The 25,324-nt window shown below is 57.0% G+C and carries 19 protein-coding genes and 2 pseudogenes; 10 read left to right on the top strand and 11 right to left on the bottom strand.

The window, feature by feature from the left end; translation table 11 throughout:
• Positions 1-89: 89 nt before the first annotated feature.
• The 5 genes from L8H52_RS14900 to L8H52_RS14880 all read left to right on the top strand — a co-directional run bounded on the left by L8H52_RS14900 (position 90) and on the right by L8H52_RS14880 (position 3,450).
• A complete protein-coding gene (locus L8H52_RS14900) occupies positions 90-548 on the top strand; it encodes a hypothetical protein (RefSeq protein WP_242207668.1) in 459 nt (152 codons plus the stop codon).
• Between the two features lie 100 nt (positions 549-648).
• Positions 649-972 carry a hypothetical protein gene (locus L8H52_RS14895; protein ID WP_242207667.1) on the top strand — a complete coding sequence of 108 codons (324 nt, stop codon included), beginning with the start codon at positions 649-651 and terminating at the stop codon, positions 970-972.
• A 15-nt stretch (positions 973-987) separates the two neighbouring features.
• Complete coding sequence (locus L8H52_RS14890) at positions 988-2,196, top strand: PfkB family carbohydrate kinase (RefSeq protein WP_242207666.1); 1,209 nt, start codon at positions 988-990, stop codon at positions 2,194-2,196.
• A complete protein-coding gene (locus L8H52_RS14885; RefSeq protein ID WP_093429690.1) occupies positions 2,193-2,798 on the top strand; it encodes a 7-cyano-7-deazaguanine synthase in 606 nt (201 codons plus the stop codon). The genes L8H52_RS14890 and L8H52_RS14885 overlap by 4 nt, the downstream gene beginning before the upstream one ends.
• Positions 2,776-3,450: a nitroreductase family protein gene (locus L8H52_RS14880; protein ID WP_150647546.1), complete on the top strand. Its 675-nt coding sequence runs from the start codon at positions 2,776-2,778 to the stop codon at positions 3,448-3,450. The genes L8H52_RS14885 and L8H52_RS14880 overlap by 23 nt, the downstream gene beginning before the upstream one ends.
• Here the strand turns inward: L8H52_RS14880 and L8H52_RS14875 are convergent.
• The gene (locus tag L8H52_RS14875) at positions 3,391-4,224 is read right to left on the bottom strand and encodes an 8-oxoguanine DNA glycosylase (protein ID WP_150647545.1); all 834 of its coding nucleotides are present in this window, start codon (positions 4,222-4,224) and stop codon (positions 3,391-3,393) included. The two genes, L8H52_RS14880 and L8H52_RS14875, sit on opposite strands and share 60 nt — an antisense overlap.
• Complete coding sequence (locus L8H52_RS14870; protein WP_224790805.1) at positions 4,224-4,862, bottom strand: DNA adenine methylase; 639 nt, start codon at positions 4,860-4,862, stop codon at positions 4,224-4,226. The genes L8H52_RS14875 and L8H52_RS14870 overlap by 1 nt, the downstream gene beginning before the upstream one ends.
• A gap of 318 nt (positions 4,863-5,180) precedes the next feature.
• On the opposite strand from L8H52_RS14870, the gene L8H52_RS14865 reads away from it, so the two are divergent.
• Entirely contained in the window at positions 5,181-5,576 is a 396-nt protein-coding gene (locus L8H52_RS14865) for a hypothetical protein (protein ID WP_242207665.1), read from the top strand.
• On the opposite strand, the gene L8H52_RS14860 is transcribed toward L8H52_RS14865, so the two are convergent.
• From L8H52_RS14860 to L8H52_RS14845, 4 genes are all read right to left on the bottom strand, one after another.
• Positions 5,545-6,465: a hypothetical protein gene (locus tag L8H52_RS14860; RefSeq protein ID WP_242207664.1), complete on the bottom strand. Its 921-nt coding sequence runs from the start codon at positions 6,463-6,465 to the stop codon at positions 5,545-5,547. The two genes, L8H52_RS14865 and L8H52_RS14860, sit on opposite strands and share 32 nt — an antisense overlap.
• Positions 6,466-8,109: 1,644 nt before the next feature.
• Positions 8,110-9,000 (bottom strand): TniB family NTP-binding protein, encoded by an 891-nt coding sequence (locus tag L8H52_RS14855; RefSeq protein ID WP_093429684.1) that lies wholly within the window; start codon positions 8,998-9,000, stop codon positions 8,110-8,112.
• Positions 8,997-10,922: a DDE-type integrase/transposase/recombinase gene (locus L8H52_RS14850; RefSeq protein WP_242207663.1), complete on the bottom strand. Its 1,926-nt coding sequence runs from the start codon at positions 10,920-10,922 to the stop codon at positions 8,997-8,999. Before L8H52_RS14850 ends, L8H52_RS14855 begins: the two co-directional genes overlap by 4 nt.
• Positions 10,919-11,464 carry a TnsA endonuclease N-terminal domain-containing protein gene (locus L8H52_RS14845; protein WP_123441965.1) on the bottom strand — a complete coding sequence of 182 codons (546 nt, stop codon included), beginning with the start codon at positions 11,462-11,464 and terminating at the stop codon, positions 10,919-10,921. The genes L8H52_RS14850 and L8H52_RS14845 overlap by 4 nt, the downstream gene beginning before the upstream one ends.
• A 258-nt stretch (positions 11,465-11,722) precedes the next feature.
• Between L8H52_RS14845 and L8H52_RS14840 the strand changes: the two are divergent.
• Positions 11,723-12,370 (top strand): annotated as a pseudogene (locus L8H52_RS14840) (ATP-binding protein); the annotation flags it as partial.
• Here the strand turns inward: L8H52_RS14840 and L8H52_RS14835 are convergent.
• The 3 genes and pseudogenes from L8H52_RS14835 to L8H52_RS14825 all read right to left on the bottom strand — a co-directional run bounded on the left by L8H52_RS14835 (position 12,367) and on the right by L8H52_RS14825 (position 16,881).
• A complete protein-coding gene (locus tag L8H52_RS14835; protein ID WP_242207661.1) occupies positions 12,367-13,581 on the bottom strand; it encodes an aldose 1-epimerase family protein in 1,215 nt (404 codons plus the stop codon). The pseudogene L8H52_RS14840 and the gene L8H52_RS14835 overlap by 4 nt on opposite strands.
• Before the next feature lie 219 nt (positions 13,582-13,800).
• Positions 13,801-15,777 (bottom strand): methyl-accepting chemotaxis protein, encoded by a 1,977-nt coding sequence (locus L8H52_RS14830; protein ID WP_242207660.1) that lies wholly within the window; start codon positions 15,775-15,777, stop codon positions 13,801-13,803.
• Between the two features lie 184 nt (positions 15,778-15,961).
• Positions 15,962-16,881, bottom strand: a pseudogene (locus L8H52_RS14825) (LysR substrate-binding domain-containing protein).
• Between the two features lie 159 nt (positions 16,882-17,040).
• Between L8H52_RS14825 and L8H52_RS14820 the strand changes: the two are divergent.
• A complete protein-coding gene (locus tag L8H52_RS14820) occupies positions 17,041-18,435 on the top strand; it encodes a NorM family multidrug efflux MATE transporter (RefSeq protein ID WP_242207659.1) in 1,395 nt (464 codons plus the stop codon).
• A 108-nt stretch (positions 18,436-18,543) separates the two neighbouring features.
• On the opposite strand, the gene L8H52_RS14815 is transcribed toward L8H52_RS14820, so the two are convergent.
• Positions 18,544-20,217 (bottom strand): bifunctional diguanylate cyclase/phosphodiesterase, encoded by a 1,674-nt coding sequence (locus L8H52_RS14815; RefSeq protein WP_242207658.1) that lies wholly within the window; start codon positions 20,215-20,217, stop codon positions 18,544-18,546.
• A gap of 262 nt (positions 20,218-20,479) precedes the next feature.
• On the opposite strand from L8H52_RS14815, the gene rep reads away from it, so the two are divergent.
• Together rep and L8H52_RS14805 are read left to right on the top strand one after the other, a co-directional pair.
• Entirely contained in the window at positions 20,480-22,489 is a 2,010-nt protein-coding gene (gene rep, locus L8H52_RS14810) for a DNA helicase Rep (protein WP_064116415.1), read from the top strand.
• 59 nt (positions 22,490-22,548) lie between these two features.
• Entirely contained in the window at positions 22,549-23,121 is a 573-nt protein-coding gene (locus tag L8H52_RS14805; RefSeq protein ID WP_064116416.1) for a xanthine phosphoribosyltransferase, read from the top strand.
• Between the two features lie 137 nt (positions 23,122-23,258).
• Here the strand turns inward: L8H52_RS14805 and L8H52_RS14800 are convergent, their stop codons facing one another.
• Complete coding sequence (locus tag L8H52_RS14800) at positions 23,259-25,181, bottom strand: acetyl-CoA hydrolase/transferase C-terminal domain-containing protein (protein ID WP_242207657.1); 1,923 nt, start codon at positions 25,179-25,181, stop codon at positions 23,259-23,261.
• Positions 25,182-25,324: the final 143 nt, after the last annotated feature.

Raw genomic sequence — 25,324 nt, 5'->3', positions numbered from 1 at the left:
CCAGATTTTGTATGCACTTGAACTGGACAGTCCGGGCACGTACGGCTGGGTTTCTGAATCATTTCTACATTGAAGCACTGGAGATAACTATGCGTTTTAAAAAGCTGACTGCCGTATTGGCAATGGTTCAGGCGCTGATTCTTTCGGGTTCTGCCTCGGCTCAGCAACTGGTCAATGACACGGCGATCAAAGCTCAATTACACCAACCTCAACCGTATGAACTGACGCAGGGAACCTTCATCAATCTGACGCTGGAGCGTGTCGATCCTGATCAAGTATCGGCAATGGTTTACCAGAACGTCTACGACAACTTCGAGAACATCACCATTCCGAAAGGCAGTCGCTTGTTCGGGCGCCAAGTCGCCAAGGTCAACGACACTCGAGATATCTATTTCAATGAAATTCAGCTCAGCAGCACGGGACAAACCTACGCTCTCGAACCGCCATTGCAGGCGACCGGGCCATTAGGAGAAGCCGGCATTGTGGACTTCAAGCCCGCCGCTATCGCCGGAACAATGTTGCGAAAAGATCTGATATTTCCTCACTAAGGCGAAGTATCAGTTGGCCAAATCAAGTGGTGAGACCGATAGCAATTGGATATCACCTCGTGATATTGCTATGACCCTCGCCTAGCAAAAGGAAATGCTCATGTCCGGTACTGGAGGCCCCCAAGGCCCAACGATTGAAACGCCTGAGGTGTGTGATCAGCTGTCGTTTAGTGCGCAGTTGGCATCCCCCAAGGAAGAGATTGTGGATCAGTTGCATGTCAACGACATCCTGGACATCGTATCTGGGGAACAGAACGGTCAGTCCGTTGTGCATGCACTCTGGCGTGGCCACATCGCCGGCGGAATCGCAGACCCGCGCCTCCAACGGCTGCGTATCTGCATGAGTGAAGGTTACATGTACGCCGCCAGAGTACTCGCTATCAACAACGGCCAAGTACGAGTCCTCATCTATCCCGTCAAGTGAAGCAAGGAGCGCTTTATGATTACCGTCGCAGGTGGTGTGTACAGGGAGCGTTGTCTACGCCCGAGCTGGCAAGAGTACTACGGGTCCGCAGGCAGGGCTGCCACGGCGATTTCTCGTTTTGGGGGTGATGTGGAGCTGCACAGCCCTCTGGATAGCCAGTCGTTGTTCATCATGAACAACCGCGCAGCACTCGAAGGTTTCACTCTGGTGCCTACGGATGTGCCCCAAAGCGTATCGTTCGATTACACCCATGGCCTGGCTACCCCGCAGATTGCTTATCGTCATGCCGATCCTGCTATCAGCATTCAGGTTGCAGCCCCCCGTGTTCTTCGATTTGGCATGATCGAAGGCACTGTAGTAGTAGATGCCGACTACGCGGTTTACGACCCACAGAGCGCAGACAATCCCGAGTTTTTTAGCGCCAACGGTTCGAAGGCCAAACATCTGGCACTTGTCCTGAATCGCCACGAAGCACAACAGCTATGTGATTGCGATTTGCCTGTGGAAAAGCTGGCAGCCCTGCTTGCGCAAAAAGAAGGCGCGGAAGTAGTCATCATCAAGATGGGGCCGTTGGGTGCGCTGGTGTATGAGCACGGGGCGATCACCGCCGTGCCGGCTTACCAAACGAAGCGTGTCTGGAAGATCGGTTCAGGCGACACCTTTGCCGCCCATTTTGCATACGCCTGGCTAGAGCAGGGCCACAACGCCACTGAAGCTGCTGCAATAGCGTCCAAGGCCACCGCTTTTTATTGCGAGACCCAGGGATATCCTACGCCCAAGCAACTCAGCGGCTATACACCTGAAGCGCTGGTCGCCTCAGATCGCTACCGCAACGGTTTCAGACCACAAGTGTATTTGGCAGGCCCGTTTTTTACCTTGGCTCAACTCTGGATGATCCGCGAAGCGCTAAACGATCTACAAGCGATGGGACTGCGGGTTTTCTCCCCCTATCACGACGTAGGGCTTGGCTCGGCTGAAGACGTCGTTGAGTTGGATATTCAGGCAATCCGAGACTGCGATCTGTTGTTTGCCATTGGCGATGGACTGGATTCAGGCACGATCTATGAGATCGGTTACGCCAGGGCTCTAAACAAACCTGTAGTGCTGTACTCGGAGAACGAGTCAGCCCAAGACAAGAAAATGATGGAAGGGTCGGACTGCCTGATCTGTGATGACTACGTGTCATCGATTTATCAGACGGTCTGGGAGGCGATCAAGCTATGAAGATCGCACTTTTGCTTTCAGGGGGCATGGACTCGTTGTCACTAGCCTGGTGGAAACGCCCTGATCTGGCATTTACCCTCAATTACGGTCAGTTGGCAGCGAATGCCGAGATCGCCGCATCCAAAGCTATTTGTGAACGCTTGGGCATTGAGCATTACGTTCTGGAGATTGACTGTCGTAGCCTCGGCTCAGGTGACATGGCCGGTACTACGGCAGATGGTTTGGCCCCTGCCTCAGACTGGTGGCCATACCGCAATCAGATGCTAATTACTTTGGCAGCGATGAAAGCCATTTCGTACGACGTGACGCATCTATGGTTGGGAACTGTGAAGTCGGACGGATCCCACCGAGACGGAACACCCGAGTTCGTGAACGCGATCAGCCAACTGATGTCACTTCAGGAAGGTGGCATGCGCATTGAGGCTCCAGCCATAAAGCTCTCCACGCAAGAGCTTGTTCGCGCATCAGGTATTCCCTCAGGCTATCTGGCATGGGCGCATAGCTGCCATAAAGCCGACGTTCCTTGTGGCAATTGTCGTGGCTGTAACAAGTACTTTGAGGTGTTCGAAGAGGTCGGATATGACTTGGATCGATCTGGGTAATCCATTTCCCAAGCACCCCCACGATCTCTATAAACCGTTTCGGTGGGTCACAGGAAAGATCCAGCATCTGCCAGCGGGGTTACCTGTAGCTTCGCCGGCAGTACTTGAAGCACTTCAGCAGAGAAGGACAGTACGTCAGTTCGCGGCTCTTGAGGACGCGGGGCTAGCTGATTTTCTCTGGTACGCCTGTCGCACTTATGAGTCGTGGCCGTCCGATCTGGGTTTCGAGCTTGAGTACCGCGCCTCACCATCGGCGGGGGCAATCCATCCCATACACCTAGTCATCAAGCGACCCCATGACGAGCGCTGGTGGCTGTATGAACCTAGAGGGCATTTCCTCGCCGAGTTGACTACTGCACCAAAGGCATTTGAAGGACTCTGGGAGCACAGCCAGCAACTTCTCAACGCACCACACGCCACTCTGATCTTATTTCTGGCTGAGCCTGGCAAAGCCTTGGCGAAATATCAGGAAGGGTGCAGTTTGATCTGGAGAGATGCCGGCGCACAGGTAGCGACAATGGCGCTTGCTGCGTGCGGCTTGGGGCTGAATTTCTGCCCACTGGGCATCACTGGCGAGCCATGGGCCAGCGCCCTAGCTGAGGAAAGTCAACTGGTTGGCGTCGGCTTGGCTTTTCTTGGGCTTGCCCCGTGAACGTCGTTCAGGTGAAGTCTGCCCCATGCCCATGATGCTGTGGACCGTCGCCGAGGAAGACATCATTTCTAGCCAGATCAGCGCGTCCAGTTCAGATGCTCGCACACCCAATCCTTTGCTGAATTGGATGAACTGCTCCTCTAACTCCAGATAATGGCGCTCAACAGTCAGACTCTGTTCAAAGAACTTGCCCAACAGACCTGCGCGCAGAATATGAATGTCGAGAATGGCGACATCGTCTGCGTCCAGCCAGTTGCGCGCCACCCATGAAGCCGTCTTGTAACCGATGCCGGGAATGTCCAGCAGCCAATCTCGTAGGGCTCGCCCCGTACTCAGCGGGGGATACTCGGTTGCCAGTTTGTGCAGTGCTGCAGCTAGGTAACGCGCCTTCTGTTTGGCAAACCGGTAACGAACCGTCCGATCCTCCACCGATATTGGCTCCTTGAGCCATTCCAGTAGCGCTTCCTCTGAAGGTGGCCGATCTCCAAATGCCCCACGCGCTTTGACATGGTGGAAGGCTGCAAGCCCAACACTGGCAGGAATGCCGTGACCTCCCAAGAGGCATGCACCCACTTCTTCTTTCAGAGTCGCACCCAGTTTGTAGTTGATGCGCTCACCTTGCAGCCGTCGGGCGTAGACCTGATACGCCCAATACGCGGGTGTCGGAAAAGCTTCGATTGCACCCCACGGAACACCCGGAATCACTTCCGAGTCTGGCATAGGCAACTCGACATTGAAGACCACGTGGTCCATGAAAATCGCGCCCAGCTGCATCAGGCTGCCTCCTCGGCGTCACCGTATTGTTCCTGCATCCATTGCAGCAAATCATAGCGCTCTGCTGCACTCATGCTGTCGATACGATCTCGTAACCGCGCCTGACGACGCTGAATGGTTTGCCGATCGCGAAATGTTGCTCCCATGTATCTAGAGTCATGCAAACGTGCAGGTGGTTCAAAATTCATCCACACCACCTCCTCGCGTACATCCACGTGAGTTTTGGCTTGGAATTTCACTTTGTGCCAACCCACCAACTGCTCGTCGTAGAGTTCGTTGTCGTAGCCAGAAAGCATCACTTTGCAGGGCAGTGTTTTAAGCAGGTGCAACAGCCGTACATGATCGGCCTCTGAGTAGTCGCAACGGTAGACCTTGGCCCTTCGGCGTGTGTGCGGCACATAGGGAGGGTCAACGTAAACCAGCTCGTCCCCAGTAAACTCAAAGTTTTCTAGAAACCCCAACGCATCGGTTTTTTTAAGCTCACATACCCCTGGCAGCTCCGCGTGCCAACGGTCAATGACCTTCGCATCGAGGTCTATCCCGATGCTGCGCTGCGCAGGTTTCTTGTTGCGCATGACCGCGCCGCCGCCAAGGTGCGACTCAATATAGGTCTGATGCGGTGGCATCAGGTTGATCAAGTGCTGGTAGCACTTGCCTTTCCCGCCTGGATATCTCATGCACTCAAGCATCGTCATATCTGACGATGATGTCAATGAGAGGCGAGAAGGTGTCGACCGACGGTTAAAGGGATCAATGTTGCCATCAGTCGTTGCGGTACTTGCTAGCAAGCCTACAGAACAGCTCACCGCTGCCCTTCAAGCAAAAGAACTACCGATTTAGCCTTTTGACAACCTGGATCGTCACTTCCATCATCAATCTTTCAGTAGCTATTGTTCGTATTTGCGCGCACATAGGCATGCAGAAGCACACGGCCAATTCTCGGGAGTACCTCGCCAATGGATCTCGGAAGACTTGAAAAGCTTATTGGGATAGACCGGCAGACAGTCAAAGGCTGCAACTTGTCGGCCGATGAGGCTGCCATAGTGGCGCACGGGAAATTTGCGCATCACTCATTCTGTCTTGTGAAAGACTGGGCGATACTCGACCTGGAAATCACCGAAGAAGAGCGGGATATCCTTCTGTCCCGTGGTTTGAAGCCAGTACTTCTATATGCACTACATGTAGTACATGACAGTCGTGGACGCTTTTCCGCTGGGGACTGGGTTCGTAGCTCTTTCCAACAAAGCTATGACGATAACGGTTTTTTTATCACCAAGAACACGGTGTATGTTCTGCTAGGCGATGGCAATCGCCAGCAAATCACCGCGGGCGATCTCCTGAGCCTGCAATGAGCAAGGTCGCTTCCCCTAACGTTTCAGCATCAACGTGCGTTGATCCGTAACTCTCAGCAGACGGCACCCAGAGTGTGCTGCCCGCAAAGTCTACTTCGAATCCTGCCACCTCGCGGAATGAGGCTGGGCGAAAGTCCAACGACTTGCGGTCCGCTCGTCTAATACCATGAAAATAGGCCAATCCTTTGACTATCCACTTCACCTCAAAGTCTCTGACCTCATAACGATTTTTGAAAAGATCGATCAGCTCTCTTTCGGACTTGTGACGCTTAGCAGCTTTCAGCCACTTCTCATTTGGTCGCGGATCCAGCTTCAGATTGAGAGTCTTGTTGAGAAAGTTGATAAAGCCTGTCACCGCCGCTACTTGCCCAGGCCAATGTCGCCAAAAAGACTCAAGCGTACGCTGGGTGGGTAATGCCCCACCGGTCAGTTGTACCTGGTTCAAAAAATTTACCGCCGAACGAATAGCCAGCCGGACTGAACGCAACTGGACGTCGTGTTGACTCAGCTTGGCGATCAAGGCGCGGTGATACTTGGTCAACACATCGCTTTCCCATTGCCCTGTAACTTGAGATAGCAACTCATCCAATCGGCGCTGTTCCGAGTGTGCTTCGCGAGCATCAGCAGTTGCGCGTACCCCATGAGCCTCTACAAGCCACCGCATGGGTACTTCAGCCCTACGCAAGCCACCGGCATGGAAGTGCTCGAGCAGAGCTTCGTAGGAAGGAATACGACCCCATAGATGATCGATCTGGCTAAAGAAGTCGAAGTAAGTATGCACCCTGGCCGCCGCTTTCTTTACATCCATCTCGCGCTCAAGCCATTCGCCAAAGCTCACAAACAACGCGCCTACCTCAGGAGAAGCGAAACCCTGCTGATCTATTGCCATACGACTTCTAAGCGTACGCCGCCAGTAACAGTGCTCACACTCATGGCCTCGACCCGCCGGCATGTCAGTGCCACATGTGCCACAAGGCCGCGTCCCCTCGTAGCTGCACGGTTTACAAAGTTTCTCTCCCTGCGCACTTTCCACCAGAACTCGATGGCGGCGGCAACTAGGGCACGTAGCAGCGTCGGGACCGCTGCACTTCGGACAAGAACGCAAACCCGTTATTTGATTCTGAGCCAGTTGCCGTGAAAATTTGCCGCAGACCTCGCAAGGTGCCGGCACTCTAAAATATCGCGCGCATGCCTTACACGCCGGGCCATACTGAGTCATCAGGCCAATCTTGAATTCGACCTTCTGACAGCGCACGCAAGGACGATTACGCGCGCAACCACCGCATCGAGCGGATAGATCGAATATGGGTAACCTTGCGAAATTTCCACAGCCGGCGCACATCCGTCGCTTGAACAAGCGCGGGTAGCAGGTCGCACAATAGCGCTGGCCCTCATGAACCTTCTTCGCCTTAAGCATTGCCCTGCCGCAGTCACAGCACGTCGGAGTGGTGCTCGCCTGGTCAGAGGCCATTTCGTCTCATCCTTCTCGTCAATCGCAACCACATGCGTAACACCTCCATCTGCGTGCGAGGATGATCATCGTTACGCTGACTAGCCAGATGCGGGGAGTGGACTTTCAACGCGCTCGCCATGCGGATCAAGATGTCCGGTGCTCCATGGGGAGGAACATGAAGGGCATACAAAGGTAAGGCAAGTCGTTTGGCCTCGTGGATGAATATGTCTGGCCCAGCGGTCATCAGCGCCCAAGCTCCCCCAAGCAATTTGGCACGTTCGGGCTGTGCTAAATATTCGAACGGTAAGCCCAGCGATGCGGGTGTTAGGGATGTCGTATCCACACCTAGGTTTTTGCAAAATAGCAGTAGTGTTTGCGAACGTTGTCGGGCAGTAACTTGCAACAAGCTAATCATCGCACGCGCCACCCGCATCCACTGTGTGAAATCCAGAGTGATATTTCCGAATGATCCAGGCGCTGTGACCAATTGATCCGCGTACTGCTGAATAGCAAGCGCGTCTGGCAGAGCCGCCACTCGAGCGCATGCTCCGAGCAAGGCACCACAGGCGTGACATTGCCCCATAAGTTCGCTCGCCTGCAGTAGGCCCGGCTGCAAAGGAGAGTGACATCGCTGGCAACAGTCGATCAAGCCGACGTTGTGGATGGGACAACTCGTGTGCCAAGCCAATCGCCATTGAATTCGGTAAAACGCTTTTCCTTGGGTGAAGCACTCGGGGCAACACTGGAGCCCGCCGGCATGAAACCTACTACGACAACCTAGTACAAGCACCCACGGCCAGACACCAGTCCGCTTCGAAGGGTCATTGACCAGCAACTTCGCGACTCGATCCAGTGTTGAACACTGCAATGTGGTTGCTGTAATCCCAGTGTATGCAGCGAGCACTTCCAACCTTCGAAGCTCGATCCCACGATCAAAATCCTGAGTCCAGATTCGAAATGCCGGCCACACCACGGACGCCAAGTTCCTGGGTGAGTAGCCGTGGGCCAGTGCGACGCGCACCAGCCACGAAGACAGCAACTCGTCCGCAATTAGTGATTGAGAAAGTGGCCATACAGGCGCTACCCCATCAGCTCCCGGATGCCACGTGTAGGACGCAGCCACGACTTACTCTCGATCAGCTCTCTGTCTATGTGCTCCTTACCCGAAACTATTGCCTCCTTTGCACACTCGACCAACAGGCGATGAATGTCGCCTGTGTTGCCACCGGAAATCGAATGGATCAACTGCGCCTTGTCCGCCTTGTACAACTCCGAAGCACGCTTAAGTGGCAGGATGGCTTCAAAGGCCTTCAACAACCGTTGGAAGTCAGGGTTGAGCTTCCAAAGATTCAGTTTGACCACGTCAAATCGACTGGCATGTTGCGGATCATGATGGAGCACCCTGACGGCATCAGGTGTTCCTACACCAACCACTGGAATAGCCAGCTCGTTACACAGGGCTTTGATGGCATTCATGACCTCTCGTTGCTTGATCGCAGAGCCGGTTAAAAGCGAATGGATTTCATCGATGATCAGCATCCGCACGTTCAGCTCGCGAAAGGAATGGAAGACCTGATAGCGCAATGAAACCTTGGAGTCCGTCGTTCGATACGGCATCCAAAGGCGATCCAATAATGCGATATAAAAGTCCTTTTCATCGGCGGATGCCGGTGCTTCGGCAAGGATCACGGGCCGCACTGGATCGGCATTTTCGTTGACGTAGCCTTCACCGTGAGTCTTCATGAACTGGCGCACGATCGTTGTTTTGCCGTTGTTAGAATCGCCGACAATCAGCAGATTTTGCATGCGGGGTCGCTTGGGCATATCGAACAAGTAACCGAGGTTCTCCAGGATATTATGAGCGGCTCCATAACCAATCCAGCGTGGCTCACCCATGAACAAAATACGCTCACGATCTGAGAGCTGAAGAACCGGTCGAAAATCCGGCAGAAGATGCGCGTACTCACTCATGAAATGTCACCGATCAATTCAACGTCATCGAGCAGTAGGCCGTCTGGCGATGCGGGCAAATCCGCGACAACTTGGGCTACAGATCTCTTGGGGGATGCAGGAGTAACGTTTTTCCCGTGCACCTTGAGCTTCTGGGCATCCCTACGTGCTTTTTTGGTCATCTGAGAGGCACTTTTCACCAGCTCACGATTCTCCATTATTAGTCTGGATATCGTCGCTTCGTCGATGCTCTCTCGCCCCTCGTCCACCGCCTTTTTCTTAGCGGCCCTGAACTCCCAAACGGTAGCTGCAGGGAAAGCCTGGTTTGCGACTGGAACGCGAAAATATTGCTTAAGTAATGGGTCGAAGAACCAAATGACACTTATGTCACGCGGATCTCGCCGGAAAATGAATTTCCTCGCTAGGCCAGTTTCAGGATCAGTGGTGTTGATCCAGTGTCGCAAGGCCTCGGAGTAATAGAACACGTCGATCTGGACGCCGTAGGTCTGTACGGTACGATGAAAAGATGGCAGGAAGTCCAGCTGCACCGTTAGCGCATCATCTGGGCGCGGCGGAACACTGACAAGCGGGTCAAGCTCGCGATTCCCAAAGAAGCCCAGCTGCCACTTTCGGGCTGGACTCATGTAAATAGCTGAATGAGGACTCTGGTGGTAGCGGAGGATGGCCCGTACTAACCATCTCTCGAACTCGCCCATCGTCAACGTCGCGTTCTTATCCGAATCGTACCCGTCTCGGTCACTCGTGTTGCTGAACGTTGTGCCAGGTAGCTCGTGCAACATGCGCATGAACGTTCCGAGCAACCGTTCGATATGCCCACCATATTTAGGAACTTTGACCGGGCGAAAGACGTTCTCGATGTTGTAATTCGAGCAAGAACGCCGAACGTTCTCCGCGCGAAAGTCCGGCCCATTATCGGAGTGAACGACTCGCGGAAAGCCCCATACTGGCCAATCACCCTCTACCTGGTGAACGTTGAGCCAGTCCTCCTTCGGCAGCACCGCGTGAGCGATACACATGCCGACGGAGATTTCCGATGGTTCCTCAAGTGCCAGATAGTAGCCAACGATCATTCGGGAATGCACATCGATGGCAACTGTGAGCCATAAGCGGCCGATGGGTTTGCGATGAAGATCATCAACGACAATCAGGTCGATAGGGGTATGGTCAATCTGGATGACCGCAAGCGGATAGTCAGCCCCCGGAAACTTGCCCACAGACGGTGTGTACCTGTTACGAGCCTGATCAGCAAAACCACGCTTTCTAAGAACCTGCTTTTCGGGAATTTTGGCAATTCGAGCACGGATCGCGGAGGCACCTGGAGGGGTAATACCTTGAGCTTTGGCGCGCATCGCCACTTCCGCGATGGTCGATTGAATGCTCGGTCTTTGAGACTTGAGATAGTGATCGTCGATCACATCCTGAATGATCTTCTCAGCTTCAATCGTCAGCCTCGTTGCCCCACTTTTCCAGCCACGCTTGCGCGGAACCAAGGCGAGAATTTCGTTCCAGTTCTGGTAGCGCTCCAGCCACCGGTACAGCGTGGCAGTATCAACCCCAACCTCTTTCGCCCGCGCTTCTACGGTGTACCTAGGATTGACGGTCTCGTTGATTAGAGGGCTTATTGCCGAGAAGCGCTGCTGCGCGACGGCCCAGTCGTCAGAGTTGATGGTCGCTACATCATGATTGACGTAGAGCCCATCAATTCTTTCTTGCTCGACAGCCCGAAGTTCCGGCACCCGCAACGAAGCACTTACACCGGTTTCTACCTCCACACCGATGACTGTATCGAACCCCAATATTTGAAGGATTCGGTAGATAGCCTTGTCACGACGCACCATCGCGCCGACCTCAATTGCTACGCGCGATCTGGACGGCTCGAAAGGGATCAAATGCTCATCGGTATCAATTTCGTAGATGTTCATAAGTGAGGTACCCACAACTCAATGAACTGATCGAGAGGTTCAGTAATGTCGCACTCGACTCGGCCAGTTGCGATGAGGTGCCAAAGAAGTGAAACACCTCTTTCCCGATAAATGCCGTTGAAGTGCCGCGCTAGCAAATAATGCACGGGAGAGATCTCTGTCTCTTGCAGAGTGTTGAGCACCATGTCGATGTCTTCGCGATCAAACGTCATTCGCTCGAAGCGTTCGAGAAAAATGATGTTCTCCAGCGGCAGGCCACGAATTCGGGATTCGTCGTAGATGCTGAATGACCACCCCTGTTCGCTGGCATAACGCCGAGCGGCCTTCCACTTCCCGGACCAAGCTCGCCAATGCTCACGCCAGAGATACGCAGGTTTCACTTCAACAAGCATTGGCTTGATGTAATCGACATGGCTATGTCCCCCTTGGTGGTAGTACACCAAGAAGTCGGGAGTGTAAGTCTGAGGTCGACCGTGTGGATCAATAAAATCGATTCTCACCGGCTGGGCGACCACCGATGAAACTCGATGAGAAAACCTCATTCGCTTCAGAAAATCTCGCTCGAGAAGAGATTCAAAGGGAATCCCGCCCGCACCTCGAAATGGCATAACACCCGAGACACTGCGTCTCGTAGGTTTGATACGTCGAACCTGTTTTGGCTGGTCGCAGCTATTTGTAGACATTCTCAATCCTGTCGCAGTTATTTCGGTAATTATTCGCAGCAATTTCAGTAGAGAGAGACGGTGTTATGAGACCTCTAGCCTAGTCCTTTCGCAGCTATTTCGAAAGCCGACAGCAGTTCGAAACCGCAACCCGGTGAGATTACCCTCGCCCACCATGGCGTGCTGTTTCTCGATGAGTTGCCGGAATTTGATCGCAAGGTGCTGGAGGTGCTTCGTGAGCCCTTGGAGTCTGGCTTCATCGTGATAGCCCGAGCCAAGGATCGCGTGCGCTTTCCGGCACGTTTCCAGTTGGTCGCAGCAATGAACCCCTGCCCCTGTGGATATCTTGGTGAGACCAGCGGCAAGTGCTCGTGTACACCGGACATGGTCCAACGCTATCGCAACAAGCTATCGGGGCCGTTGCTGGATCGGATTGATCTGCACCTGACGGTGGCGCGGGAAGCGACGGCTCTGAATCCTGCGATTAAGCCCGGCGAGGACAGCGCCAGCGCCGCAGCATTGGTAGCCGAGGCTCGCGAGCGACAGCAAAAGCGTCAAGGCTGCGCCAACGCGTTTCTCGATCTGCCAGGACTGAAAAAACACTGCAAGTTATCCACAACCGATGAGAAATGGCTGGAATCAGCCTGTGAACGGCTGACGCTATCGCTGCGTTCAGCGCATCGCCTACTCAAAGTCGCCCGAACCCTGGCAGACCTTGAGCAAGTCGATGCAATCAAACGCGAACACTTGGCCGAGGCGCTGCAATATCGGCCGGCGACACCTTAATGCTCGGTCAGATCAACCAGCGGCGTCTGCCGCACTTCGGTCTCGCGCCCGGCCTGAATCTCGGTCACGCGCTTCAAGGCGTTATCCACAGCGCCTTTGTCCGAAAGCAGGCTGTAGCTGATCTGGAACTGTTTGTGTTCTTTGGGTGCGATGGTCGGCACCAGATTCAGTGGACGCTGATAGCGGCGGTTGTAGGAAAAACTGGTGCCCGGCTCCAGCCCGGTGACATAGCCCTGGCCTTGAGTGTCAGTGTTTTTCCACAGGGAGAACACCGGCAACTGCTGGGTATTGAAGCCAACAGAAACACCGAGGCTGCCCGCCTTGTTATGCAGAACAGTCAGGGTTTCGCCTTTGGCGTCGGCGTAAGGCACGACGTTGTAGACGGTTTCGTCGTAGTCCTTGGTCGGCGCGCGATAGGTCTGCCAGTCGGCCAGATCACCCTTGGCCTTGTCGTTGAAAGGCGAGACCTGTTTGACCGGTGCAGCAAAACGCGCGCCCTGCTCGAGGAACGGCGTACTGAAGTTGCTGTGGTACAGCGCCTGGTATTCCTTTGGATAGTCGCTGTTGTTGGTCAGCGTATCGTTGAGTGCAAAGCGCACGCTGCCAGGCTCGGTGACCAGTTCCGTGACCACCGAAAAGTCGACTTTCTTGAAGGCTTGCTCTTTCAGCTCGCCGCGCAGACTGATGGCGTACGGTGGCTTTTCGTCGATGAGCAGCGTGACGGTACTGGCCGGGATGTTGGCGGCGCGGCCGTGCAAGGTCAGCAGCTCACCATTATCGATGCCGGGATGGCCGACCCATTCGTAACCGCAGCGGGCGACCAGCTCATTGAAGCCTTCCAGCCAACCCAGCCCACCGCGTCCGTTGAGCTCGATGAAGGCCGGGTTGACCACGTCCTTGACCGGCGAATCCCAACCCATACGCACGTTGCCGACAGAGGCCTGCAAGACATTCATGCCACGGGTTGGCACCACCGAGAGTTTCATCGTGCCGTTATCGATATCAACAATGCTGACGCCTTCCTGCCGCCCACCGTGCAAGGTGCGCAGGCTTACGGAGAAGGGTTTGTCGGTTTTCACGCCGAGTTGCTCACTGGTGATCGTCCAGTTTTGCGCGGGCTTGTTGGTGTCGAGAAGGACGTAATCCCAGGCCATGGCGTGGGAAGCAGCAGTAAATGCGCCGAGGGCGACGGCGAGTTTGAGCGGGGTCATGGCAGCAGCCTTTATTGGAGTTGTGCCATTTTTATAGCGCTGCGGAAACGTTTCAGCAAGTGTATTAGATCGACAGATTGCATGTTCTGCCGAGGATCTTCAGTGATGCAATCGCGAGCAGGCTCGCTCCCACGGGGGATCCGGGTCTTCACAAAATCTGTGATTCGCATCGGACACTGTGGGAGCGAGCCTGCTCGCGAAAGCTATATCAAGGCTGTATCAACGGAATCGATCAACCTCGGAACGCAAATCCGCCGCCAGCTTTTCAAGCTCTTTCGCGGTAACAGCCAGGTTCGAAACAACCTCACGCTGCTCACTGTTAGCCAACGCAATGCTTTGCAGGTTACTGCTGAGCAACGTCGCAGTGCTGCTCTGCTCCTGAGTCGCGGTGGTAATCGCCGCAAACTGCTGCCCCGCCGAACGGCTCTGCTCGTCAATCCGCGCCAGCGCCGAAGCTACATTGGCGTTGCGCGACAAGCCTTCCTGCATCAGCACATTGCCCTGCTCCATGGTGCTGATCGCGTTGCCGGTTTCCTGCTGGATGCTGTGGATCATGCTGGAAATTTCATCAGTCGCCTGACGAGTGCGCGAGGCCAGGCTACGCACCTCATCGGCCACCACGGCAAAGCCACGACCCTGCTCACCGGCACGGGCGGCTTCGATCGCGGCGTTGAGTGCCAACAGGTTGGTCTGTTCGGCAATCGAAGTAATCACGCCAACGATGCCGCCGATTTCCTGAGAGCGCTGACCGAGGGTGTTGATCACGGTGGCGGTGCTGTTCAGGGCGCCAGCAATTTGCTCCAGCGACGACGACGCTTCTTCCATCGAGCTGCGACCAATCTGCGTTTGCTTGGCGTTTTCCTGCGCCAGACGCTGGGTTGCGCCCATGTTGTCGGCGATGTTCAACGAGGTCGCGCTGAACTCTTCCACTGCACCCGCCATGCTGGTGATTTCGCCGGACTGCTGCTCCATGCCTTCGTAGGCACCGCCGGACAAACCGGACAGGGCCTGCGCACGGCTGTTGACCTCTTCCGAAGAGCGGCGGATGTGCTCGACCATGGTCGACAGCGCCTGACTCATCTGGTTAAACGCGCGCGACAACTGACCGATTTCGTCGTTGCTCGACACGTTCAGGCGCACGCTCAAATCGCCGGCACCCAAGGCTTCCGCCTGACGCACCAGATCGCTCAATGGTGCCAGCTTGCTGCGCAGCAACCACACAACGGAACCCACCGCCAACAGCATCGCCAACAGACTGCCAATGGCCAGTTGCGTACCGACGCTCCAGGTCACTGCACGGATCTCGGTTTTCGGCATGCTCGCCACCACCGACCACGGCCCGCCGTCGAACGGCACAGCAACGCTGTAGAAATCCTCGGATTTGTCAGCCCAGAACTGACCTTTGCCCGGCGTCTTGGCCAGACCAGTAATCACTGGAATCGACTGATCCAGCGCCTGTACACCGGCTGGCGCGACCAGCCATTTGCTCTGCTCGTCGAGCAGCGCCAGCGAGCCGGTCTGACCGATGCGGAAACGCTTGAGGTTGTCGAACTGGGCGTTTTGCGCGTCGGTGTAATCGAAGCCAACGAACAACACCGCAATCACCTTGCCGCTGCCGTCACGCACCGGCGTGTACTGAGTCATGTAGGAGCGCTCGAACAACAAGGCTCGACCGACGTAACTTTGTCCTGCCATCAGCTTCGCGTAGGCCGGGTGCGCGTGGTCCAGCAAGGTGCCGATGGCGCGCGTGCCGTCCTGTTTGGTCAGCGAGGTGCTGACCCGCACGAAGTCTTCGCCGCTGCGCACGAACAGCGTGGCAACACCGGCGGTCATTTGCTTGAACTCGTCGACTTCCTTGAAGTTGTTGTTCAACACTTCGCTGCCCAGGTGCAGGCCCGGGGTCTGGGTGCCGGCGACTGTCACCGGCTCACTCGGGTGAATGCTCAGACCCGCGCTGAAACGCTTTTCGAACAACCCGCTCAGACGCTGGGTGCTTTCACGCAGCGTGCCGTGAAAGGTGCTCAGTTGGTCGGCCAGCAGCCGTGCCTCACTGGCCAGATGCTCTTCACGGGTGGCGAGGTTGGCGGAATCCAGCGAACGCAGGGCGAACACCGTACTGCCACTGATAACTATCGCCAGTATCACAGCGAGCGCGAGGCCCAGCTGCGAGGCGATCCGAGCGCGAGGTTGAGACATGGACAGCTCCTGGCCGAGCCACGGGATCCTCCTTGATCTCGACTCGGATAATTTTCTAATAGTGGGGGTGAATCGTGGAGACCGGCACGACGGTTCCACTTGCTCATAGTCGGCGGTAGAACCGAATACTTGAGCGCGCAACGTGGGTATGGCGCAAGGCCGGCATTGTGGCGGCTCGAACGTTTCAGCTCAAGCGCGCAACCGCCGGCAGCTCCATGGCGCGGACTTCGCCTTGCAGAAAGTCACTGAGGCGGCGCAAACGTTCACCTCCCGGACGGGTTTTTGGCCACACCAGGTAATAATTCAGTCCGCTGGCGACCGCCGTTGGCCACGGCAGGCTCAGGCGTTCTTGCGCCACGTCCTCGGCGACCATCAACAGATCGCCCATCGATACACCGTAGCCGCGCGCCGCTGCGATCATCCCTAACTCGAGGGTATCGAACACCTGTCCGCCCTTGAGCGAGACCTGATCGGACAGTCCCATGTGCTCCAGCCAACTGCGCCAGTCACGACGATCCGGGGTCGGATGGAGCAATTCGGTGGACGCCAGCCGGGCCAGATCCCAAGGTTGATCGTTGAGCAGGTTCGGCGCACCCACCGGGATCAGCTCTTCAGGAAATAACAGGCTGGCCTCCCAGTCCGGCGGAAAATGCCCGTCACTCAGCAGCACAGCGCAATCGAACGGCTCATCGTTGAAGTCCACCGAATCGACATCCATCCAGGCGCTGGTCAGTTGCACTTCGTTGCCCGGCTGCAAGTGACGGAAGCGACTGAGCCGCGCCAACAGCCAGCGCATGGTCAAGGTCGACGGCGCCTTCATGCGCAGAATGTCGTCTTCGGCACGCAAGGTATTGCAGGCTCGTTCCAGAGCAGTGAAGCCTTCGCGGATTCCGGGCAACAGTAAGCGGGCCGCTTCGGTCAATTGCAGATTGCGCCCGCTGCGATGGAATAGCCGACAAGCGAATGATCTTCCAGGGTTCGAATATGCCGACTGACCGCACTCTGGGTGATCGACAACTCTTCCGCCGCACGGGTGAACGAGCTATGTCGCGCCGCCGCTTCAAATGCGCGCAGGGCATATAAGGGAGGAAGACGACGAGACATACAGAAAGCTCCTATAGCGGGATGCAGCCAGTCTGACAAAATCCGCTCAAGATGAGTTTTAATCATGCCACCCATCCTTTTTATCCCTTTGTGCAAAGCCTGCCAAGGCCTGAGAATCGACGGTCTCCTGTTCCCTCTGAAAATTGAGTGGTGATGACCATGCAGCATCCTGTGCGTACCGAACTCTGGGCCATTCTGCGGCTGGCAGGGCCGTTGATCGCTTCACAGTTGGCGCACATGCTGATGGTGCTGACTGACACCCTGATGATGGCGCGCCTCAGTCCGGAAGCGTTGGCCGGTGGCGGTCTCGGTGCGGCGAGTTATTCATTTGTGTCGATTTTCTGCATTGGCGTGATTGCGGCGGTCGGCACGCTGGTGGCAATTCGCAAGGGTGCCGGCGACATTATTGGTGCAGCGCGACTGACTCAGGCCGGTTTGTGGCTCGCGTGGCTGATGGCGCTGGGCGCCGGCTTGCTGCTGTGGAACCTGAAACCGGTGTTGCTGCTGTTCGGCCAGACCGAAACCAACGTCAACGCTGCCGGGCAATTTCTGATCGCCCTGCCCTTCGCCCTGCCCGGTTACTTGAGCTTCATGGCTTTGCGCGGTTTCACTAGTGCCATCGGCCGGGCGACGCCGGTGATGGTCATCAGCCTCGCTGGCACCGTGGCCAACTTCCTGCTCAATTACGCGTTGATCACCGGCATGTTCGGTCTGCCGAAAATGGGTCTGACGGGCATCGGACTGGTCACGGCGATCGTCGCCAATTGCATGGCACTCGCGTTGGCGTGGCACATCCGCCGGCATCCGGCGTATGACGCTTATCCGCTGCGCGCGGGCCTGTCACGGCCGAACCGGCAGTACCTGAAGGAGTTGTGGCGCCTCGGCCTGCCAATCGGCGGCACCTACGCGGTGGAAGTCGGTTTGTTCGCATTTGCGGCGTTGTGCATGGGCACCATGGGCAGCACGCAGTTGGGCGCGCACCAGATTGCCCTGCAGATTGTTTCGGTGGCATTCATGGTGCCGGCGGGGATGTCGTACGCGATCACCATGCGCGTCGGCCAGCATTACGGCGCCGGGCAACTGAGTGATGCGCGGATGTCCGGACGGGTCGGGATCGTCTTCGGCGCCGTGGTGATGCTGGGGTTTGCGATGGTGTTCTGGTTGCTGCCAAATCAGTTGGTCGGGTTGTTTCTCGATCACAACAATCCGGCGTTTGCCGAGGTGATTCGCCTCGCGGTGAGCCTGCTGGCGGTGGCAGCGTGGTTCGAGTTGTTCGACGGCACGCAGACGATTGCCATGGGCTGCATTCGAGGGCTCAAGGATGCCAAGACCACGTTTCTGGTCGGGCTCGCCTGCTATTGGCTGATTGGTGCGCCGGCGGCGTGGTGGATGGCGTTCCATTTGAACTGGGGGCCGACGGGTGTCTGGTGGGGATTGGCGTTGGGGCTGGCATGTGCGGCGGTGAGTTTGACGCTGGCGTTTGAATGGAAGATGAAGCGGATGATTCGGCTGGAGCCGCAATCTAAAGGCTTCAATATCCCTCAGCCTGAATGAAGTTCCCCTGTGGGAGCGAGCTTGCTCGCGAAAGCGGTGCACCTGACACATGTATATTGAATGTGTCGCCGCCTTCGCGAGCAAGCTCGCTCCCACAGGGTTATGTGTTCAGCTCACGATTTCGAGAGCTGACTGCTGGCTTGAGCCGAAGGTGAGATATTCAACCAGTTCCGCCAACGGCAACGGCCGGCTGATCAGATAACCCTGCACCTGATCGCAACCAAACCCGCGCAGCAGTTCCAGTTGCTCCGGAGTTTCAACCCCCTCCGCCACCACTTCCAGATGCAGGTTGTGCGCGAGATTGATCATCGCGTGCACCAGTTTGCGATTCTCTTCGCGCTGCTCCATGCCACCGACAAAGCTCTTGTCGATCTTCAGCAAGGTGATCGGCAGGCTGTTGAGGTGCACGAACGACGAGAAACCGGTACCGAAATCATCCAGCGAGAAACGCACACCGAGGCGGCCGAGGGCGTCCATGGTCTGTTTGACCAGATCGCTACGACGCATTACCGCGGTTTCGGTCAGTTCGAATTCCAGCCACTGCGCTTCGACACCGCGCTCGGCAATCAAGCGGCTGAGCGTCGGCAACAACTGGCTGTCCTGAAACTGGCGGAACGACAGGTTGATCGCCATGTGCAGCGCCGGCAGACCACGCTCACGCAACGCCTGCATGTCACGCAAAGCCCGGGAAATCACCCAGTAACCCAGCGGCACAATCAAGCCGCTCTGCTCGGCCAACGGCACGAATTCGCTTGGCGGCAGCAAACCACGTTCGCCATGGCGCCAGCGCACCAAGGCTTCGAGGCCGACAATTTGACCGTCCTCAAGATTCAGGCGTGGCTGGTAATGCAATTCCAGCTCATCGCGACGCAATGCCCGACGCAACTCGCTTTCGAGGTCAGCCATGCTCCGCGCGTTGCGGTTGATCCGTTCGTTGAAGATATGAAAAGTGCAGCCCTGGGTGCTCTTGGCCTGCTGCATGGCGATGTGTGCATGCCACATCAGCGGGTCAGCGCCGCCCTGCGCGCGGGCGTGGGCGATGCCGAGGCTGGAACCGATCAGCAGACTCTCGCCATCGACCCAATACGGTTCGGACAAAGCTTCGGTGATGCGTTCGGCCATCCACTCGGCGCGCTGCGGTGCACGGCGAGTGTCGATCAGCAAAGCGAATTCATCGCTGCCCAGCCGCGCCAGCTGATCGCCGGCCTCCAGCTGACTTTTCAGCCGTGCGACCACTTGCAGGATCAAGCGATCGCCGGCCTGATGACCGAGGGCGTCGTTGGCGTGGCGGAAGTTGTCGAGATCTAGATGCCCGAGGGCCAGGCCGCGACCGTCGTTTTCCGCGAGGCGCGCAGCAAGCAAGGTCTGGAAACCCTGACGGTTGGCGATGCCGGTCAGCGGATCCTGCTCGGCGAGGCGTTGCAGGGTGTTTTCGAGAACGCCGCGTTCGCGCACATGGCGCAGGCAGCGGCGCAGCATGCCGGCGTCGAGGGCGTCGAACACCAGCCAGTCACTGACGCCAACCGGCGCGGTGTCCGGTTCGTGTTCCAGCAGCAATACCGTCGGCAGGCTGCAGCGGCCGGGTGCCGGTTGCAACGCAGGAAGGGTCAACAGCACCGCGTGGCGGTTGTCTTCGAACAAACTGCTGACCGACTCCCAGCTCGGCGCGCTGATCAGCACCGCCGCGCTCCCCATCGGAGCCAGACACTCACGCAATAACGCTGTCCACGCTGGCTCTTCGGCCAGTAGCAGCAAACGCAAGGGTTCGACAGGCGTAGACAAGCTAGCTCCCTAGACTCTGCAAAGATGTGGGCGGGGCATTATGCCGTTGCGATGTTCAATGACCAAATGACAACGGTTATCAAAACGTTATTTTGTGTCACGAATGAGAACATTAGCCGCAAAATCACCGCGCATCCTCCGCGAAAGTAACAAAACCGGCAAATTTGAATCGCGCGGTACGTCACAAGTCGGAGAGAGCAGCACAATTCTCTGAGCCTGTTAAAATGCCGGCCCATTTCGTCAACGACTCCCGAATTTTCGTATGTCCCGACTCAATCCCCGGCAGCAAGAAGCCGTGAACTACGTCGGCGGCCCTCTATTGGTGCTCGCCGGTGCTGGCTCCGGCAAGACCAGCGTGATCACGCGCAAAATCGCGCACCTGATCCAGAACTGTGGCATCCGCGCCCAGTACATCGTCGCCATGACCTTTACCAACAAGGCTGCGCGCGAGATGAAAGAGCGGGTCGGCACCCTGTTGCGGGCCGGCGAAGGACGCGGCCTGACCGTCTGCACCTTCCACAACCTCGGTCTCAACATCATCCGCAAGGAACATGCGCGCCTGGGCTACAAACCCGGTTTTTCGATCTTTGACGAGACCGACGTCAAAGCCTTGATGACCGACATCATGCAGAAGGAATACGCGGGCGAAGACGGCGTCGACGAGATCAAGAACATGATCGGCGCCTGGAAAAACGACCTGATCCTGCCGCCTCAGGCACTGGAGAACGCGCGTAATCCCAAGGAACAGACTGCCGCCATCGTCTACACCCACTATCAGCGCACGCTGAAGGCGTTTAACGCAGTGGACTTCGACGACTTGATTCTGCTGCCGGTAAAACTCTTCGAAGAACACGCCGACATTCTCGAAAAGTGGCAGAACAAGGTCCGTTACCTGCTCGTCGACGAATACCAGGACACCAACGCCAGCCAGTATTTGCTGGTGAAAATGCTTATCGGCAAGCGCAACCAGTTCACTGTGGTGGGCGACGATGACCAGTCGATCTACGCCTGGCGCGGCGCGCGGCCGGAAAACCTGATGCTGCTCAAGGACGACTACCCATCGCTGAAAGTGGTGATGCTCGAGCAGAACTACCGCTCGACGAGTCGCATCCTGCGCTGCGCCAACGTGCTGATCTCGAACAACCCGCACGAATTCGAAAAACAGCTGTGGAGCGAGATGGGCCACGGCGACGAGATCCGCGTAATCCGCTGCCGCAACGAGGACGCCGAAGCCGAGCGCGTGGCCATGGAAATCCTCAGCCTGCACTTGCGCACCGACCGCCCGTACAGCGATTTCGCGATCCTTTATCGCGGTAACTATCAGGCCAAGCTGATCGAGCTGAAGTTGCAGCACCATCAGGTGCCGTACCGCCTGAGCGGCGGCAACAGCTTCTTCGGCCGTCAGGAAGTGAAAGACCTGATGGCCTACTTCCGCCTGATCGTCAACCCGGACGACGACAACGCCTTCCTGCGGGTGATCAACGTGCCGCGCCGCGAAATCGGCTCGACCACCCTGGAAAAACTCGGCAACTACGCCACCGAACGCAAGATCTCGATGTACGCCGCCACCGACGAAATCGGTCTGGGTGAGCATCTGGACAGCCGCTTCACCGATCGCCTGTCGCGCTTCAAGCGCTTCATGGACAAGGTGCGCGAGCAGTGCGCCGGCGAAGATCCGATCTCGGCGCTGCGCAGCATGGTCATGGACATCGACTACGAGAACTGGCTGCGTACCAACAGCTCCAGCGATAAAGCCGCCGATTACCGCATGAGCAACGTCTGGTTCCTGATCGAGGCGTTGAAAAACACCCTCGAAAAGGACGAAGAAGGCGAAATGACCGTCGAGGACGCCATCGGCAAACTGGTTCTGCGCGACATGCTCGAACGTCAGCAGGAAGAGGAAGACGGCGCCGAGGGCGTGCAAATGATGACCCTGCATGCATCCAAGGGTCTGGAATTCCCCTACGTGTTCATCATGGGCATGGAAGAAGAAATCCTCCCGCACCGCTCCAGCATCGAAGCCGACACCATCGAAGAAGAACGCCGCCTGGCCTACGTGGGCATCACCCGCGCGCGCCAGACCCTGGCCTTCACCTTCGCCGCCAAGCGCAAGCAGTACGGCGAGATCATCGACTGCGCGCCGAGCCGCTTCCTCGATGAGCTGCCGCCGGACGATCTGGCCTGGGAAGGCAACGACGACACCCCGACCGAAGTCAAAGTCGTGCGCGGCAACAGCGCATTGGCTGATATACGCGCGATGTTAAAGCGCTAGAATTGACCACTTTTTTTACTAGACCTTCGGCGCACCAAGCGCCAAAAGAGGACAGCTTCATGGAAGCATTGCAGCAGAAAATCCGCGAACAAGGCATTGTGCTTTCCGACCAGGTCCTGAAGGTCGACGCCTTCCTGAACCACCAGATCGACCCGGCCCTGATGAAGCTGATCGGCGACGAATTCGCCACGCTGTTCAAGGACTCGGGCATCACCAAGATCGTCACCATCGAAGCCTCGGGCATCGCCCCGGCGATCATGACCGGTCTGAACCTCGGCGTGCCAGTGATCTTCGCCCGCAAGCAACAGTCCCTGACCCTGACTGAAAACCTGCTGTCGGCGACCGTGTACTCGTTCACCAAAAAGACCGAAAGCACCGTGGCCATCTCCCCGCGCCACCTGACCAGCAGCGACCGCGTGCTGATCATCGACGACTTCCTGGCCAACGGTAAGGCCTCGCAAGCGCTGATCTCGATCATCAAACAGGCCGGCGCGACCGTTGCCGGTCTGGGCATCGTGATCGAGAAGTCGTTCCAGGGCGGTCGCGCCGAGCTGGATTCGCAGGGCTATCGCGTTGAATCGCTGGCCCGGGTGAAATCGCTGACTGGCGGCGTGGTCACCTTCATCGAATAAACGCTGAAAGCCGCAAGCTCACCGCAATACCTGTGGGAGCGAGCTTGCTCGCGAAGGTGTCGGATCAGTCCCCTCTTCAGTGACTGACTAACCGCTTTCGCGAGCAAGCTCGCTCCCACAGGTTTTTTTGTCGTTTGTTACTGCGCGGTGGCCTTCAAACCTGTGAGGAGCAGGCGCTGGAAGAGGTCTTCTTTCAGGCCTTCCGGGTTTGTGAGTTGCATGCGCTCAAGGTGTTCGGGGTAGAGCGATGCTTCGGGGGCGTCGAGGGCGGCTTTGCCGAGTTCGAGGATTTCGGTGAGTTTGAATTTGCTTTTCAGCCAGTTCAGCGCGCGCAGCAGATCCCGCTCAATCGCGGTGAAATCACAGCCCAGCGGATACTCCGGAAACAGGTTCGGATGCCGTGCGGCGATCGCTTGCAAACGCTGTGGTGTGTTGTCGGCAAAGCGTGGGTCGAGACGGAAATCCTTTGGCAGCTTGCCGACTTTTTGCGCTTGCTCGATCAGGCCCTGTTGGAAGCGCGAGTCGCTGATGTTCAGCAGCGATTCGATCACCACCGCGTCGGATTTACCGCGCAGATCGGCAATGCCGTACTCGGTGACAACGATATCGCGCAGATGCCGTGGAATCGTACAGTGGCCGTATTCCCAGACGATGTTGGAATTGACGTCGCCACCGGATTCGCGCCAGCTGCGCAGGATCAGAATCGAACGCGCATCGTGCAGCGCGTGACCCTGCGCGACGAAGTTGTACTGCCCGCCGACACCGCTGAGTACTCGGCCATCTTCCAGTTGATCCGCCACGCCAGCGCCAAGCAGGGTCATGGTGAAAACGGTGTTGATGAATCGCGCGTCGAGGCGCTGTAAACGCTTGAGTTCTTCCTGCCCGTAGAGCTCGTTGATGTAACTGATGCGGGTCATGTTGAATTCGAGGCGTTTGCTCTGCGGTAACTCGCGCAGGCGCTCGTAGAAGCTGCGCGGGCCGAGGAAGAAACCGCCGTGCACCGAGATGCCGTCAGTTTGCGCGGCCTCGTCGAGGGTGCCGGCGTTGGCCTGTTCCTGAGTCTGCACGTCGGGGTAGACCTTGCGCCGAATGATCCCGGCATCCGCCAGTACCAGCAGGCCGTTGACGAACATTTCGCTGCAACCGTACAGGCCTTTGGCGAACGGCCCGGTGCCGCCTTCGCGGTTGATCAACTGCGCCCATTGGCTGAGGTTGATGTCGTCGAGCAACGCCTTATAACCGGCATTATCCGCCTGTCGTGCGAGCAGTGCGGCAGTCAGCGCATCACCCATCGAGCCGATGCCGATCTGCAACGTGCCGCCGTCGCGCACTAGCGTACTCGCGTGCACACCAATGAAATGATCCTGAAACCCCACCGGCATGTTCGGCGTGGAAAACAGTGTGCTGCTGTCCTTCGCGTCGATCAGCAGGTCGAAGGTGTCGATATCGACCTCGGCATCGCCGGGCATGTACGGCAGATCGGTGTGTACCTGGCCGACCAGCAAAATAGTCTCCCCGGCTTCGCGACGCTTGGCGATCATCGGCAACAGGTCGAGGGTGATGTCCGGGTTGCAGCTCAGGCTCAGGCGATCCGGATGTTCGCTGCTGCTGGCGAGCAATTGCGCCACCAGGTTCAGGCCGGCGGCGTTGATGTCGCGGGCGGCGTGGCTGTAATTGCTGCTGACGTAATCCTGCTGGGCCGGCGCGCTGTTGAGCAGGCTGCCGGGCTGCATGAAAAACTGTTCGATACGGATGTTGGCGGGCAGGCTGTCACGCTGCAGGTCGGCGAGGAAATCGAATTCCGGGTAGTCACCGAAGACGCGCTCGACGAAGGGTTCGATAAAGCGCTTCTGCAAACCGTCACCCAGACTCGGCCGGCCAAGGCACAGCGCGGTGTAGATCGTCAGTTGCCGCTCGGGCAGGTCTTTGATCCGTCGGTACAGCGCGTTGACGAAGTGATTGGGTTTGCCCAGGCCCAGCGGCATGCCCATGTGGATGTGTGCCGGCAAGCGCGCCAGCACGTCGTCCACTGCCTGTTCGATCGAACACAACTGCACCATCTGAAGCCTCCTGCCCGTTCCGTGAATAGGGGTAGACCGAGCTTGCCTTGAGTTTGCTGCAATGAATAGCTTCAGAGTGAGTGTGCGCTGTTCTTGAAATGTTTTTCCGACTCGAAATTGTTGCCCTCACCCTAGCCCTCTCC

It is taken from the genome of Pseudomonas sp. CROZ-RG-20F-R04-15, from assembly GCF_022662375.1.
Classification (GTDB): domain Bacteria; phylum Pseudomonadota; class Gammaproteobacteria; order Pseudomonadales; family Pseudomonadaceae; genus Aquipseudomonas.
The sequence above is the reverse complement of the archived record's forward strand: the minus strand, read 5'-3'. Positions and strand labels throughout refer to the sequence as shown.